Below are 13,654 nucleotides of genomic sequence, written 5' to 3'. Positions count from 1 at the left end.
CGAAGGCCCCTTTGTTCGATCACGCCTCAGGCGCAGCCTTGGCTGGCGGCTCGGTGTTCTCGTAGATCAGCAAAGGCTGGGATGTGCCTTCGATCACGCTTTCATCGATGACCACCTTGCTGACGTCCTTCTGCGACGGAATTTCATACATGGTGTCCAGCAGAACGCCTTCGAGAATCGAGCGCAAACCGCGGGCACCCGTCTTGCGTTCGAGTGCACGATGAGCGACAGCTTTCAGCGCGTCCGGGCGGAATTCGAGATCCACACCCTCGAGTTCGAACAGTTTGGCGTACTGCTTGGTCAACGCGTTCTTCGGCTCGGTCAGGATCTGGATCAACGCAGCTTCGTCAAGCTCGTCGAGGGTTGCGATCACCGGCAGACGACCGACGAACTCAGGGATCAAGCCGAACTTGACCAGATCATCCGGCTCGACCGCACGCAGTGCTTCACCGATCTTCTTGCCCGGGTCCTTGCTGCGCACTTCCGCGTTGAAGCCGATACCACCCTGGGTGGAGCGACTCTGGATAACCTTTTCCAGGCCGGCGAATGCGCCGCCGCAGATGAACAGGATGTTGCGCGTGTCGACCTGCAGGAACTCCTGCTGCGGATGCTTACGGCCACCCTGCGGCGGGACGGAAGCAACGGTGCCTTCGATCAGCTTCAGCAGCGCCTGCTGCACGCCCTCACCGGAAACGTCTCGGGTGATGGACGGGTTATCCGATTTGCGGGAGATCTTGTCGATCTCATCGATATAGACAATGCCCATCTGGGCCTTCTCCACATCGTAATCGCACTTCTGCAGCAACTTCTGGATGATGTTCTCGACGTCTTCACCCACGTAACCCGCCTCGGTAAGCGTGGTTGCATCGGCAATGGTGAACGGAACATTGAGCAGGCGCGCCAGCGTCTCGGCGAGCAGCGTCTTGCCGGAGCCAGTGGGACCGATCAGCAGGATATTGCTTTTGCCCAGCTCGACTTCTTCTTTCTTGTCGCGCTGGTTGAGGCGCTTGTAATGGTTGTACACGGCCACCGCGAGGATCTTTTTCGCGCGCTCCTGACCAATGACGTACTGGTCGAGAATGCCGCTGATCTCCTTTGGCGCAGGCAGCTTATGCGCGTTGCTCTCGGCCTGGGCTTCCTGCACCTCCTCACGGATGATGTCATTGCACAGGTCGACGCACTCGTCGCAGATGAAAACGGAGGGCCCGGCGATCAACTTGCGAACTTCATGCTGGCTTTTGCCGCAAAAAGAGCAATAGAGCAGTTTGCCGGAGTCCTCGCCGTTGCGGGTGTCAGTCATTCGATCGATCCAATCGGGAAGGCTTGAAACACAAGATGAAGGCAATCGTGGGCTTTTTCAAGCCCACGGAACAGCCACATATCGCAGGCTGGGGCGATCAGACGGCCAGTTGGCGCTGGGTCAGAACCTGGTCGATGAGGCCGTATTTGACGGCTTCTTCACCGCTCATGAAATTGTCGCGATCGGTATCGCGGGCAATCACGTCCATGGGCTGGCCAGTGTGATGGGCAAGCACCTTGTTCAAGCGCTCGCGAATGGTCAGGATTTCCCGGGCGTGAATTTCGATGTCCGAAGCCTGACCCTGGAAGCCACCGAGAGGCTGGTGAATCATCATGCGCGAATGCGGCAGGCAGTAACGCTTGCCCGCCGCACCGCCCGCCAGCAACAGGGCTCCCATGGAGCAAGCCTGACCGATACAGATGGTCGAGACGTTAGGCTTGATGAACTGCATGGTGTCGTAGATCGACATGCCAGCGGTCACCGAGCCACCCGGGGAATTGATATAGAGGTGAATGTCTTTCTCGGGGTTTTCCGCCTCGAGGAACAGCAGCTGCGCCACGATCAGGTTGGCCATGTAGTCTTCGACCTGGCCGACCATGAAGATCACCCGCTCCTTCAGGAGGCGTGAATAGATGTCGTAGGCGCGCTCACCGCGTGCGGATTGCTCGATCACCATCGGGACCAGGCCGCCGGCGGCCTGAATGTCCGGAGCTTGCATAAAAGGATTGCGGGACATGTTCCAACGATACTCCCTATGTCATGCCTCAAAAGACATAAGCCAGCACGAGGCTGGCTTATGTTTGTGCACTCGAATATATGAAGAAATCAGGCTGCTTGCGGGGCTTCCGCAGGCTTGACGGCTTCTTCGTAGGAGACCGACTTGTCGGTCACCTTGGCCTGCTGCAGAACAGTATCTACAACTTGCTCTTCGAGCACAACCGAGCGAACTTCGTTCAACTGCTCAGCATTCTTGTAGTACCAGGCCACAACCTGCTCCGGCTCCTGGTAAGCGGAAGCCATTTCTTCGATCAGCTCACGAACACGCGCTTCGTCCGGCTTGAGCTCTTTCTGCTTGACCACTTCAGCCACGATCAGACCCAGCACGACACGACGCTTGGCCTGCTCCTGGAACAGCTCAGCCGGCAGCTGGTCTGGCTTGATGTTGCCGCCGAACTGCTGCACCGCCTGTACGCGGAGGCGGTTCACTTCATTGTCTACCAGTGCTTTGGGCACTTCGATCGGGTTACCCGCAACCAGCCCTTCCATGACCTGGTTCTTCACCTTGGTCTTGATGGCCTGACGCAGTTCGCGCTCCATGTTCTTTTTCACTTCCGCGCGGAAACCTTCCACGCCACCTTCCTGAACGCCGAACTGGGCAAAGAACTCCTCGTTGAGTTCCGGTAGCTGCGGAGCCGCGACGCTATTCACGGTGACGGTGAACTCGGCAGTTTTGCCGGCCAGATCGAGGTTCTGATAATCCTCGGGGAAAGTCGGGGTGATCACGCGCTCTTCGCCGGCCTTGGCGCCGACCAGGGCGTCTTCGAAGCCCGGGATCATGCGGCCGGAACCCAGCACCAGCTGAGTGCCCTTGGCCGAACCGCCGGCAAAAGCTTCACCGTCGATCTTGCCGACGAAGTCGATGTTCACCTGGTCGCCGTTCTCGGCAGCACGCTCGACGCTCTCGAAGCGAGTGTTCTGCTTGCGCAGGATTTCCAGCATGTTGTCGACGTCGGCATCAGTCACTTCAGCCTGCAGACGCTCGATCTCGATGGCCTCGAAACCAGCCACTTCAAACTCGGGGAATACTTCGAAGGTGGCGACGTACTCGAGATCCTTGCCCTTCTCGAATACCTTCGGCTCGACGGACGGAGCACCAGCCGGGTTCAGCTTCTCGGCCACGACGGCTTCGTAGAAGGTGGACTGGATCAGGTCGCCCAGCGCTTCCTGACGAGCGGCTTCCTCATAACGCTGACGGATCACGCTCATCGGCACCTTGCCGGGGCGGAAACCGGGGATCTTGGCACGGCTGGCGGTCTGTTGCAGACGCTTGTTGACTTCGGTCTCGATGCGCTCGACCGGCACGCCGATGGTCATGCGGCGCTCAAGAGCGGAGGTGCTTTCAACAGAAACTTGCATGGATTTTCCTCGTTGCACAGACATAAGCCGGGCGTTCCGGCCCCAGAATGGGCAAGCATTCTAGTGGCTCGACCAGCATAAGTCACCCTGCCTCTCACACAACCTGCAAGCCGCAGGGCGCTTGCGAATCGCACCTGCTGGCCCGTTCGAGCCTTACGGGCGGCATAGCTCATCAGCTCCGGAAGAACAGTATCGTCATGATCGATCCGGTCACGATTACCACCGCGCGCACCAGCGTTGCCGGCAGGCGTCGTCCGACACGAGCCATGACATACCCTCCGACTGTCGCAGCAAGCATCATTACCAGCGCTTCACGCCAGAATATGGCGCCTCCAAAGGCGTAAACCGACACTGCGATTGCGGTCAATACCGATGACACAAGGTTCTTGAGTCCCTGCATCGCGTTGATGTTGCTATGGCCGAGCAGGCTGAACGCAGCCAGCAGGACAATGCCCAGTCCGCCGTTGAAGTAGCCACCATAAACACTCACCGCAGCGATCGCGCAGGCCTGCACCCAGGTATCGGCCTCGCCGGAGCCGGCAGTGCGCTTGAACGTGCGCAGCAACCATGGCCCGAGCGCGAAAAGCAAAGTGGCAACCAGAAGCAGCCAGGGCACGATGGCGCGAAACACGTCATTCGGCGTCGTTAGCAGAAGTGCCGCGCCGAATGCACCCCCACCCAGGCTGATGGCGAGAAGCGAACGCATGCTCAGCGTGGCCGGAGCCTTGAGATCCTCCCGATAGCCCCAGGTGCTTGCGAAGTATCCCGGCAACAGCGCAAAGGTCCCCGAAGCATTCGCTGCAACAGGCGGCACGCCTGCATAAACCAGGGCCGGGAACGTGAAAAAGCTACCGCCTCCGGCGATGGCATTCAGCCCACCACCCAGGAAAGCAGCGGCGAGCAGGATTGCCCAAGTGGCGATCGAATGATCCATGTCTATGGCTACTCCGGTTTGTTCGTTGCTTTTTTTGTTGTCAAAGAAAGGGCCTGTAGCGCCGGAGTCAGCAGCTCGCTGGCTGCGATGGCGGCCTGCTCCGGGCAGCCACGCACAATGGCCTCATAGACGGCTGCGTGGGCCTGATAGGTAGGCTCAGGGAGGTGCTTCTCCGCTTCCGTCCTGGCGATGGTGTTCTGTAGGCCAGCCCAGAAGAACCGGTACATCTCAACCAGTGCCGCGTTGTGACTGGCCCGGACAATGCTCAAATGAAACTGCGCATCGCGGTGGACGAATGCCTCAAGCGAAGCCGCGTCAGTCCAGCTTCCTCTGGCGCCAAGCGCATCGCTGATCGCTTTCAGGTCGTCATCGGTACGACGTGACGCGGCGAGTCGTGCCGCTTCGACCTCCAGAGCCCGACGGACTTCCAGCTGATCGTGCAGCGCGGCATGGTCCAGGCTTTCGAGCAACTCCGAAGGGTCCCGGTTTGACCGAACGAACGTACCGGCACCCTGGCGAACCTCCAGCAGCCCAGTGTGCACCAGCGCGCGCACCGCCTCACGAACGGTATTTCTGCCCACGCCGAGCATGTCGCTGAGCTGGGGCTCGGTAGGAATACGCTCACCGCACTCCCATGAGCCGGCAGTAATCTGCGTGCGCAGCTGGTCGATAACGCGCTCCACCAGCGATAAGCGTTCCGCATGCTGCAACGTCATTCGCTACCTCCAAATTCATCCGACGTATGGATCATAGGATGAATTCCGGCGATGAACAACGTCGAGCGCCACACATCGGAACGTTCAGAGGTATGAAGCTGCGGTCATCAAGGAGAGAGCCGGAGAGTCGCTCCAGGCGGAGCGCAAAATCCGCCAGGACGTTTTGCAGTTTCAGCCAACGGCTTCATCGGGTGGCAGGAATCACATCGCCAGAAACGCGAAAGCCCCGGAATCCGGGGCTTTCAGCTTGTTACATGGTGCGGACGGAGAGACTCGAACTCTCACACCTTGCGGCGCCAGAACCTAAATCTGGTGTGTCTACCAATTTCACCACGTCCGCCAAGCGGGCTTAAACGAAAACGCCAGGCAGCGCCTGGCGTTCTATGGAATATGGGGTGGACGAAGGGGATCGAACCCTCGACACCAGGAGCCACAATCCTGTGCTCTACCAACTGAGCTACGCCCACCATATTACGCTTTGCTTGTGCCAGAGCCCGAAATGGCGCACCCGGCAGGACTCGAACCTGCGACCATCCGCTTAGAAGGCGGATGCTCTATCCAGCTGAGCTACGGGCGCTTTTATCTGCATTCTGTTCGGAGCGCAGACTTGAAGCTCCGGCCGTTGAAGAAGTTGTTTCTTCTAAGCCATCTTACCCAGCAGCAGGCTGTGCTCGACAAGCGGGGCGAATGTTATAGAGGCTCCAAACAGTCGTCAACAGCAAATTCAAAAAAATTTCAGTTAGATAAAGGAGTTACAACCGCCGCTAGCCGGTTCGCCTTTGCCGTATGACCATGGCATGCGAGAATACGCGCCCTTTCCTCGTCCTCTCCAATGGTTAATCAAGCGTCATGACCGCAAAACTGATCGACGGTAAAACGATTGCTGCCAATATTCGCCAACAGATTTCTGGTCGTGTTGCCGAGCGCCGTGCCCAAGGGCTCCGCGCGCCCGGCCTCGCCGTGATTCTCGTGGGCAGCGACCCAGCCTCCCAGGTATATGTGGCGCACAAGCGCAAGGATTGCGAGGAAGTCGGTTTCAACTCCGTTGCCCATGACCTGCCGAGCGATACCCGCCAGGAGGACCTGCTGGCTCTGATCGATCAGCTGAACGACGACGCCTCCATTGACGGCATCCTGGTGCAGCTGCCGCTGCCAAAGCACCTCGATGCGTCGCAACTGCTCGAGCGCATTCGTCCGGACAAGGACGTGGATGGATTCCACCCCTACAACGTTGGCCGCCTGGCCCAACGTATGCCGCTGCTGCGCCCTTGCACCCCAAAGGGGATCATGACGCTGCTGGAAAGCACAGGGCTCGACCTGCACGGTCTGGACGCCGTAGTCGTGGGCGCCTCCAATATCGTCGGCCGGCCAATGGCGCTGGAGCTGCTGCTCGCCGGCTGCACCACTACCGTGACTCACCGCTTCACACGCAATCTGGCCGAGCATGTACAGCGTGCCGACCTGGTAGTGGTCGCCACCGGCATCACTGGGCTGGTCAAGGGTGAGTGGATCAAGCCCGGTGCAATCGTTATCGACGTGGGCATCAACCGCCAGACCGACGGGCGTTTGCTGGGTGATGTGGAGTTCGAGCCTGCCAGCGAACGCGCTGCCTGGATCACTCCGGTCCCGGGCGGTGTGGGCCCGATGACCCGCGCCTGCCTGCTGGAAAATACCCTGTACGCTGCAGAACATTTGCACGACTGATCGAGAACGACGCAAACAAGAACGGCGCCCTTGGGCGCCGTTCTTGTTTGTATTCGACTATTCGGCTAAGCGCCAGGTCGTCCCGCCCTTCCCGTCCTCCAGCACCACCCCCATCGCGGTAAGCTGATCTCGGATGCGATCGGATTCGCCCCAGTTCTTTTCCGCCCTGGCTGCCAGTCGCGCAGCGATCAGCGCTTCGACCTCAGCTGCATCGACCTTCCCCGCCGCACCCGCTTGCAGGAAGGCTCCAGGCTCAAGCTGCAGGACGCCCAATACGCCCGCCAGCTCCTTGAGACGCGCAGCCAGCGCCGCCGCGGCAGTCAGATCAGACTCACGCAGGCGGTTCACCTCACGAATCATCTCGAACAGCACGGCGCAGCCTTCCGGCGAGTTGAAGTCGTCATCCATCGCCGCAGCGAAGCGCGCAACAAACTCATCGCCGCCAGCAGGCTGGGCCTCCGGCAAGCCCTTGAGGCCGTTGTAGAAACGCTCCAGAGCGCTCTTGGCTTCACGCAAACTGTCTTCGGAGTAGTTGATCGGGCTGCGGTAGTGGCTGGATACCAGCAGATAGCGCACCACCTCCGGGTGGTACTTCTCCAGCACTTCGCGGATGGTGAAGAAATTGCCCAGACTCTTGGACATCTTCTCGCCATCGACACGCACCGCACCGGCGTGCATCCAGGCGTTGGCGTAAAGCTTGCCGGTGGCCGCCTCGCTCTGTGCGATCTCGTTCTCGTGGTGCGGAAACACCAGGTCCGGGCCGCCACCATGGATGTCGAACGTCTCGCCCAGGCAGCAGGTGGACATCACAGAACACTCGATATGCCAACCGGGACGCCCAGGGCCCCACGGCGAATCCCAGCTCGGCTCGCCCGGCTTGGCGCCCTTCCACAATACGAAGTCCAGCGGATCTTCCTTGGCTTCGTCCACTTCGATACGAGCACCGATCTTCAGGTCTTCGATCTTGCGACGCGACAATTTGCCATAACCGGCGAACTTGCCGACCCGGTAGTAGACGTCCCCGTTGCCCGGCGCATAGGCGAAGCCCTTGTCGATGAGTGTCTGGATCATCGTATGCATGCCGGCGATATGGTCGGTGGCGCGAGGCTCGACGTCCGGACGCAACACGTTGAGGCGCGTCTCATCTTCATGCATGGCCGCAATCATGCGTTCGACTAGCGCCTGGAACGGCTCGCCGTTCTCGCTGGCTCGGCGAATGATCTTGTCGTCGATGTCAGTGATGTTGCGCACGTAGGTGACATCGTAGCCTCGGTGGCGCAGCCAGCGGGTGACCACGTCGAACGCCACCATCACCCGCGCATGACCGATATGGCAGAAGTCATAGACCGTCATCCCGCAGACGTACATGCGCACCTTGTTGCCTTCCAGGGGGCGGAACGGCTCCTTGGCCTTGCTCAGGGTGTTGTAGATCGCCAGCGCCATCATTGACCCCAGGAGTCACGCAGCGTGACGGTGCGATTGAACACGGGAGCGCCGGGCTTGCTGTCCTTCATGTCGGCACAGAAATACCCTTCACGCTCGAACTGGAAGCGCTCTTCAGGAGCCGCATTGGCCAGCGACGGCTCGGCGCGGCACCCCTTGAGCACGACGAGCGACTCGGGATTGATATTGTCCAGGAAGCTGCCGCCCTCCTCGTCCTTCTCCGGGTTGGCGGAACGGAACAGACGATCGTACAGGCGCACCTCGCATTCGACGCTTTCGGCAGCTGGCACCCAGTGGATCACGCCTTTGACTTTGCGGCCCTCGGGATTCTTGCCCAAGGTGTTTTCGTCATACGAGCAGCGCAGCTCGACGATATTGCCCTGATCGTCCTTGACGGCCTCATCCGCACGGATCACATAGCTGCCGCGCAGGCGCACCTCCCCGCCGGGAACCAGCCGTTTGAAGCCCGCTGGCGGGACTTCCTCGAAGTCGCCCGCATCGATATAGATCTCGCGGCTGAACGGTAGCACCCGCACTCCCATGTCCTGCTTGGGATGGCGCGGCAGCTCGAGGTTCTCGACCTGATCCTGCGGGTAGTTGGTGATGACCACCTTGAGCGGCTTGAGCACGCACATGGCACGCGCGGCGTTGGCGTCCAGGTCTTCGCGAATCGCGAACTCCAGCATGCCGATGTCGACGACGCCGCCCGCGCGGTTCACGCCGATCATGTCGCAGAAGTTGCGGATCGAGGCTGGGGTATAGCCGCGGCGCCGGAAGCCGGAGAGCGTCGACATGCGCGGGTCGTCCCAACCACTCACATGCTTCTCATCGACCAGCTGCTTGAGCTTGCGCTTGCTGGTGATGGTGTAGTTCAGGTTGAGACGGGCGAACTCGTACTGGCGAGGCTGGGCCGGTACAGGCAGGTTGGCCAGAAACCACTCGTACAACGGACGATGGTCCTCGAATTCCAACGTGCAGATGGAATGCGTGATGCCTTCGATGGCATCCGACTGACCGTGAGTGAAGTCGTAGCTCGGATAGATGCACCACTTGTCGCCGGTCTGGTGATGGTGCGCATGGCGAATGCGGTAGAGGATCGGGTCGCGCAGGTTCATATTCGGCGACGCCATATCGATCTTCGCCCGCAGCGCACGGGCGCCATCCGGGAACTCGCCGGCCTTCATGCGGGCGAACAGGTCGAGATTCTCTTCCACCGAGCGCTCGCGGAACGGGCTGTTCGTGCCCGGTTCGGTCAGGCTGCCGCGGTACTCTCGAGCCTGCTCGGGTGTCAGATCGCAGACATACGCCTTGCCGGCCTTGATCAGGTGTACGGCCCAGTCATGCAGCTGATCGAAGTAATCGGAGGCATAGCGCTCTTCGCCAGCCCACTGGAAGCCAAGCCACTGCACGTCGCTCTTGATCGCGTCGATGTACTCCTGGTCCTCCTTGGCCGGGTTGGTGTCATCGAAACGCAGGTTGCACTCACCACCGAACTCCTTCGCCAGGCCAAAGTTCAGGCAAATCGACTTGGCGTGCCCGATGTGCAGATAACCGTTGGGCTCCGGGGGGAAACGGGTGATGATCTTGGCATGCTTGCCGGAGTCCAGGTCAGCCTGGACGATCGGACGGAGAAAGTTGCTAGCGGCGGGAGTCTCGGGCTTGCTCATGGTGTCCTTAACGATCAGCGAGTATGCGGCTTAGAGAGGTTTACAAAGTAGTGAGCGATGGCGAGGCAGGTTTTAACGCCGCATGCCGAGTGCAGTAGTTTGCAAGTACCCTCTCAGGGTAGGCCGACCAATTCAAAGCGCCTATCATAGCGGACCCGTCAACCCCCTGACAGAGCAATGCGCTCAGGCGGCGCTACGATCAGCGACTGGCGGCACTCGGTACGACGACCCTTGCAGCGGCACGCCCGCACCAACGAAACGGAACCCCTCACGATGATCAAACTGCACACCAACTACGGCGTCATCACCGTCAATCTGTTCGAAGACAAGGCTCCGGAAACCACTGCCAACTTCAAGGAATACGTGAAGAGCGGCCACTACGACGGCACCATCTTCCACCGCGTGATCAGCAATTTCATGATCCAGGGCGGCGGTTTCGAGCCGGGCATGAAGCAGAAGGCTACCCGCGCGCCGATCAAGAACGAGGCCAATAACGGCCTGTCGAACAAAACCGGCACTCTGGCGATGGCGCGCACCATGGAGCCGCATTCGGCATCCGCGCAGTTCTTCATCAACGTGAAGGACAACGACTTCCTCGATCACAGCGCGCCAACCGTTCAGGGCTGGGGCTATGCCGTGTTCGGCGAGGTGACCGAAGGGATGGATGTGGTCGAGAAGATCAAAGCTGTGGCAACCACCATGAAGTCCGGCCATCAGGACGTCCCGGTCGAGGACGTGGTGATCGAGAAGGCCGAGATCGTCGAGTAATCGCGAGTGATCCTGCTGATCTCAGATCTGCATCTGGAAGAGGAACGCCCGGATATCACCCGGGCGTTCCTGCATTTTCTCGCGACGCGCGCTACCCAGGCCGAAGCCCTGTACATTCTCGGTGACTTCTTCGAGGTCTGGATTGGCGACGACGCCATGACGCCGTTCCAGGAGTCGATTGCCCGCGCCCTGCATGCGCTGAGCGAGCGCGGCGTCAGAATCTATCTGATGCACGGCAACCGCGACTTCATGATCGGCCAGACCTTCTGCTACAAGGCCGGCTGCAAGCTGCTGGCTGATCCGAGCGTGGTCCAGCTCTGCGGCGAGCCGGTACTGCTGATGCACGGCGACAGCCTGTGCACCCGCGATGAGGGCTACATGCGGCTACGCCGGTTGCTGCGCAACCCCCTCAGCCTGTTCGTTCTGCGCAACCTCCCACTCGCCACTCGCCGGAAACTGGCCCGTAAGCTACGCAACGAAAGCCGTACCCAGACGCGCATGAAAGCCAGCGACATCATCGACGTCACCCCGGAGCTGATACCCGGCGTGCTGGCCGAGCATCGCGTACGCACGCTGATCCACGGCCATACCCATCGACCGGCGACACATGACCTCGAGGTAGATGGCCAACCCGCCAAGCGGATCGTGCTGGGCGACTGGGATCGACAGGGGTGGGCATTGCAGGTGGATGAAAACGGGTACCACCAGGCGCCATTCGCCCTGAGCTAGGCTGCCGCCGGCACGCCGCTGTGAAACCGGAACTCGCTGTCCGGGCTTTCGATCAGTTCCCTTTCCCGCTCGCGCACCCGAACGATGGTGGCGTCCACATCGGCGGCGTCGCCATACAGATAAGCCAGCCTGAGGTAATCTTGGAAGTGCCGCGCTTCCGACTTGAGCAGCCCGTGATAGAACTTGCCCAGCTCCTCGTCCAAGTGCGGCACGAGCATGGCGAAGCGCTCACAGGAGCGCGCCTCGATAAAGGCGCCGATCACCAGCGTGTCGGTTAACCGATAGGGTTCGTGGTTGCGCACGAGCTCGCGCAATCCTGCGGCATAGCGAGACGAGCCAACATTGCGCAACTCGATCTCGCGGCGACGGATGATCGCCAGCACCTGCTCGAAATGACGCAGCTCCTCCCGCGCCAGACGCGACATCTTGTTCTGCAGGTCGGGTTTGTCGACATAGCGGAACATCAACTGAAACGCCGACCCCGCCGCCTTTTTCTCGCAGTTGCCGTGGTCGATCAGCATCACGTCCTGGTTCTGCAAGGCAGCCTCCACCCAGGCAGCGGGAGTGGCGCAGGCGAGGAAGTCGTTCAGATCAGGCAGCATGTCGAACCTTGCATATTCAGGAACAAAATAGTGTCTCGCCGCGTGGTACCGCGCCGCAACGGGCGGGCATTATACGAATGCCGCGCGGGGCAGCCAGTCTTCCTTGATATGCATCACAACTGGCGTCGCAGGCTTGTCTATAGTTGACCAACCCGCATCAGGAAATGGAGCCGATCATGCAAGCCATTCGCTGCATCCTCGTGGTAATTGATCCGAACCAGCCACAAGAGCTGGCCTTGAAACGAGCACACCTGATCTCGACCGTCAGCCAGTCGCGCCTGCACCTGCTGGCCTGCGATGCCAAGCACGATCACAGCGGGCATCTAGCGAATCTGCGTGCGCAGCTGGAAAGCGAGGGGCATCAGGTCACCACACAACAGGCATGGCACGAAAGTCTGCACCAGACCATCATCGCTGCCCAGCAGGCCGAGGGCTGTGGTCTGGTCGTCAAGCAACACGTGCCGGACAACCCGCTCAAGCGCGCCCTGCTTACGCCGGAAGACTGGAAGCTGCTGCGCTACTGCCCCTGCCCGGTGCTGATGGTGAAAACCGACAACCCATGGACCGGTGGCAACATCCTCGCTGCGGTGGATGTGGGCAATGCCGATCTCGAGCACCGTACGCTCCACGCCACCATCGTCAACCACGGCTACGAGATCGCCAACCTGGCTGACGGCAAGCTGCATGTGATCAGCGCGCACCCTTCCGCCATGCTGTCCGCGGCCGACCCGGCGTTCCAGTTGAAGGAAACCATCGAGGCGCGTTATCGAGAGGCCTGCAAGCGCTTCCAGGAGGAGTTCGATATTCCGGACGCACAGCTGCACGTCGAGGAGGGTCCGGCCGATGCGCTGATCCCCAGGGTCTGTCATCAGCTCAAGGCCGTCGTCACGGTCATCGGCACAGTGGCACGCACGGGGTTCTCCGGCGCGCTGATGGGCAATACCGCCGAAGTGGTGCTGGATACGCTGGAAAGCGACGTGCTGGTACTCAAGCCGGACGACGTCATCGACCACCTCGAAGATCTGGTCCGCCATTGAGACCGTAGAAACGAAAGCCCTGCAGCGGGCTTTCGTTCTCAGATGCGCAGATCCATGCCTTCACGCAGGAAGCGCGGCGCGATGTAACGCTCGTAGTGGGCTTCGGAGAGCAGAAAGAATTCCCGGTCGACCGCGTCGCGCAGCTCCGGTAGCGGCCACTCGCGAAATTCCGGAAGCAGGACGACGCCATAGGCCTCGAGCTGCTGAATGACCCGAGCGCCTCGAGCTATCAATTGATATGCCCAGCAATAGGGCGACTGCTCCGGGACGAAACGGATCTGTCGGGCCTCCAACTGCTGGCGAAGCAACTGCGGGTCGAACACCTCGAGCTTGGCCGCCATGACCTGAGCCAATAGGGTTTCCAGGCGCCGCCATACCGCACGCTTTTCCATGTCGTCATAGGCGTTCCAGTTTACCACCTCATGGTGAAAGCGCTTGCAGCCACGGCATACGACGTCACCGTAGACCGTCGAGCAAAGACCTATGCATGGGGTTTTGATGCGCTGGCTGGACATGGCAGAACAGGTTTGATGGCCGGCCGCGCATCTTAGACTTTTGTCCAACCGGGGTCACCCGGCTTTGCATGCGGATCGGCCGAATCCCTCCGCGAGCCCAGTG

The 13,654-nt window shown here is 60.3% G+C and carries 13 protein-coding genes and 3 tRNA genes; 4 read left to right on the top strand and 12 right to left on the bottom strand.

Features of this window, described 5'->3' with window-relative positions; all coding sequences use genetic code 11:
* Positions 1 to 19: 19 nt before the first annotated feature.
* From clpX to PSTAB_RS09735, 8 genes are all read right to left on the bottom strand, one after another.
* A complete protein-coding gene (clpX, locus tag PSTAB_RS09770) occupies positions 20 to 1,300 on the bottom strand; it encodes an ATP-dependent Clp protease ATP-binding subunit ClpX (protein WP_013982754.1) in 1,281 nt (426 codons plus the stop codon).
* A 97-nt stretch (positions 1,301 to 1,397) separates the two neighbouring features.
* The gene (gene clpP, locus PSTAB_RS09765; protein ID WP_013982753.1) at positions 1,398 to 2,036 is read right to left on the bottom strand and encodes an ATP-dependent Clp endopeptidase proteolytic subunit ClpP; all 639 of its coding nucleotides are present in this window, start codon (positions 2,034 to 2,036) and stop codon (positions 1,398 to 1,400) included.
* Positions 2,037 to 2,125: 89 nt separating this feature from the next.
* Complete coding sequence (gene tig / locus PSTAB_RS09760) at positions 2,126 to 3,436, bottom strand: trigger factor (RefSeq protein ID WP_013982752.1); 1,311 nt, start codon at positions 3,434 to 3,436, stop codon at positions 2,126 to 2,128.
* Positions 3,437 to 3,608: 172 nt separating this feature from the next.
* The gene (locus PSTAB_RS09755; protein WP_013982751.1) at positions 3,609 to 4,370 is read right to left on the bottom strand and encodes a sulfite exporter TauE/SafE family protein; all 762 of its coding nucleotides are present in this window, start codon (positions 4,368 to 4,370) and stop codon (positions 3,609 to 3,611) included.
* Between the two features lie 8 nt (positions 4,371 to 4,378).
* On the bottom strand, positions 4,379 to 5,086 hold the full coding sequence (locus tag PSTAB_RS09750; protein WP_013982750.1) for a FadR/GntR family transcriptional regulator: 708 nt from the start codon (positions 5,084 to 5,086) through the stop codon (positions 4,379 to 4,381).
* 255 nt (positions 5,087 to 5,341) lie between these two features.
* A tRNA-Leu gene (locus tag PSTAB_RS09745) sits at positions 5,342 to 5,426 on the bottom strand.
* A 51-nt stretch (positions 5,427 to 5,477) separates the two neighbouring features.
* Positions 5,478 to 5,553 (bottom strand) — tRNA-His (locus PSTAB_RS09740).
* 33 nt (positions 5,554 to 5,586) lie between these two features.
* A tRNA-Arg gene (locus PSTAB_RS09735) sits at positions 5,587 to 5,663 on the bottom strand.
* 272 nt (positions 5,664 to 5,935) lie between these two features.
* Between PSTAB_RS09735 and folD the strand changes: the two genes are divergently transcribed.
* Positions 5,936 to 6,790 (top strand): bifunctional methylenetetrahydrofolate dehydrogenase/methenyltetrahydrofolate cyclohydrolase FolD, encoded by an 855-nt coding sequence (gene folD / locus PSTAB_RS09730; RefSeq protein ID WP_013982749.1) that lies wholly within the window; start codon positions 5,936 to 5,938, stop codon positions 6,788 to 6,790.
* A gap of 57 nt (positions 6,791 to 6,847) precedes the next feature.
* On the opposite strand, the gene cysS is transcribed toward folD, so the two are convergent.
* Entirely contained in the window at positions 6,848 to 8,233 is a 1,386-nt protein-coding gene (cysS, locus tag PSTAB_RS09725) for a cysteine--tRNA ligase (protein WP_041771728.1), read from the bottom strand.
* Positions 8,233 to 9,900, bottom strand: coding sequence for a glutamine--tRNA ligase/YqeY domain fusion protein (locus PSTAB_RS09720; RefSeq protein WP_011913192.1), 1,668 nt, complete (start codon positions 9,898 to 9,900; stop codon positions 8,233 to 8,235). Before PSTAB_RS09720 ends, cysS begins: the two co-directional genes overlap by 1 nt.
* 273 nt (positions 9,901 to 10,173) lie before the next feature.
* Between PSTAB_RS09720 and PSTAB_RS09715 the strand changes: the two genes are divergently transcribed.
* On the top strand, positions 10,174 to 10,668 hold the full coding sequence (locus tag PSTAB_RS09715) for a peptidylprolyl isomerase (protein WP_013982747.1): 495 nt from the start codon (positions 10,174 to 10,176) through the stop codon (positions 10,666 to 10,668).
* Between the two features lie 6 nt (positions 10,669 to 10,674).
* A complete protein-coding gene (lpxH, locus tag PSTAB_RS09710; RefSeq protein WP_013982746.1) occupies positions 10,675 to 11,397 on the top strand; it encodes a UDP-2,3-diacylglucosamine diphosphatase in 723 nt (240 codons plus the stop codon).
* Here the strand turns inward: lpxH and PSTAB_RS09705 are convergent.
* The gene (locus PSTAB_RS09705) at positions 11,394 to 11,999 is read right to left on the bottom strand and encodes a MiaE family protein (RefSeq protein ID WP_011913189.1); all 606 of its coding nucleotides are present in this window, start codon (positions 11,997 to 11,999) and stop codon (positions 11,394 to 11,396) included. The genes lpxH and PSTAB_RS09705 overlap by 4 nt on opposite strands.
* A 176-nt stretch (positions 12,000 to 12,175) precedes the next feature.
* Between PSTAB_RS09705 and PSTAB_RS09700 the strand changes: the two genes are divergently transcribed.
* Complete coding sequence (locus tag PSTAB_RS09700) at positions 12,176 to 13,036, top strand: universal stress protein (protein WP_041771932.1); 861 nt, start codon at positions 12,176 to 12,178, stop codon at positions 13,034 to 13,036.
* Between the two features lie 38 nt (positions 13,037 to 13,074).
* Here PSTAB_RS09700 and PSTAB_RS09695 read toward each other — a convergent pair whose 3' ends face one another.
* The gene (locus tag PSTAB_RS09695; RefSeq protein ID WP_013982744.1) at positions 13,075 to 13,551 is read right to left on the bottom strand and encodes a DUF1289 domain-containing protein; all 477 of its coding nucleotides are present in this window, start codon (positions 13,549 to 13,551) and stop codon (positions 13,075 to 13,077) included.
* Positions 13,552 to 13,654: the final 103 nt, after the last annotated feature.

This window comes from Stutzerimonas stutzeri (assembly GCF_000219605.1).
Lineage (GTDB): Bacteria > Pseudomonadota > Gammaproteobacteria > Pseudomonadales > Pseudomonadaceae > Stutzerimonas > Stutzerimonas stutzeri.
Note: the sequence above shows the minus strand (reverse complement) of the source record. Positions and strands in the feature narration are given on the sequence as shown.

Coding starts and splice junctions, on each gene's coding strand:
- clpX (WP_013982754.1), bottom strand. CDS start 1,300: ATGACTGACACCCGCAACGGCGAGGACTCCGGCAAACTGCTCTATTGC.
- clpP (WP_013982753.1), bottom strand. CDS start 2,036: ATGTCCCGCAATCCTTTTATGCAAGCTCCGGACATTCAGGCCGCCGGC.
- tig (WP_013982752.1), bottom strand. CDS start 3,436: ATGCAAGTTTCTGTTGAAAGCACCTCCGCTCTTGAGCGCCGCATGACC.
- PSTAB_RS09755 (WP_013982751.1), bottom strand. CDS start 4,370: ATGGATCATTCGATCGCCACTTGGGCAATCCTGCTCGCCGCTGCTTTC.
- PSTAB_RS09750 (WP_013982750.1), bottom strand. CDS start 5,086: ATGACGTTGCAGCATGCGGAACGCTTATCGCTGGTGGAGCGCGTTATC.
- folD (WP_013982749.1), top strand. CDS start 5,936: ATGACCGCAAAACTGATCGACGGTAAAACGATTGCTGCCAATATTCGC.
- cysS (WP_041771728.1), bottom strand. CDS start 8,233: ATGGCGCTGGCGATCTACAACACCCTGAGCAAGGCCAAGGAGCCGTTC.
- PSTAB_RS09720 (WP_011913192.1), bottom strand. CDS start 9,900: ATGAGCAAGCCCGAGACTCCCGCCGCTAGCAACTTTCTCCGTCCGATC.
- PSTAB_RS09715 (WP_013982747.1), top strand. CDS start 10,174: ATGATCAAACTGCACACCAACTACGGCGTCATCACCGTCAATCTGTTC.
- PSTAB_RS09705 (WP_011913189.1), bottom strand. CDS start 11,999: ATGCTGCCTGATCTGAACGACTTCCTCGCCTGCGCCACTCCCGCTGCC.
- PSTAB_RS09700 (WP_041771932.1), top strand. CDS start 12,176: ATGCAAGCCATTCGCTGCATCCTCGTGGTAATTGATCCGAACCAGCCA.
- PSTAB_RS09695 (WP_013982744.1), bottom strand. CDS start 13,551: ATGTCCAGCCAGCGCATCAAAACCCCATGCATAGGTCTTTGCTCGACG.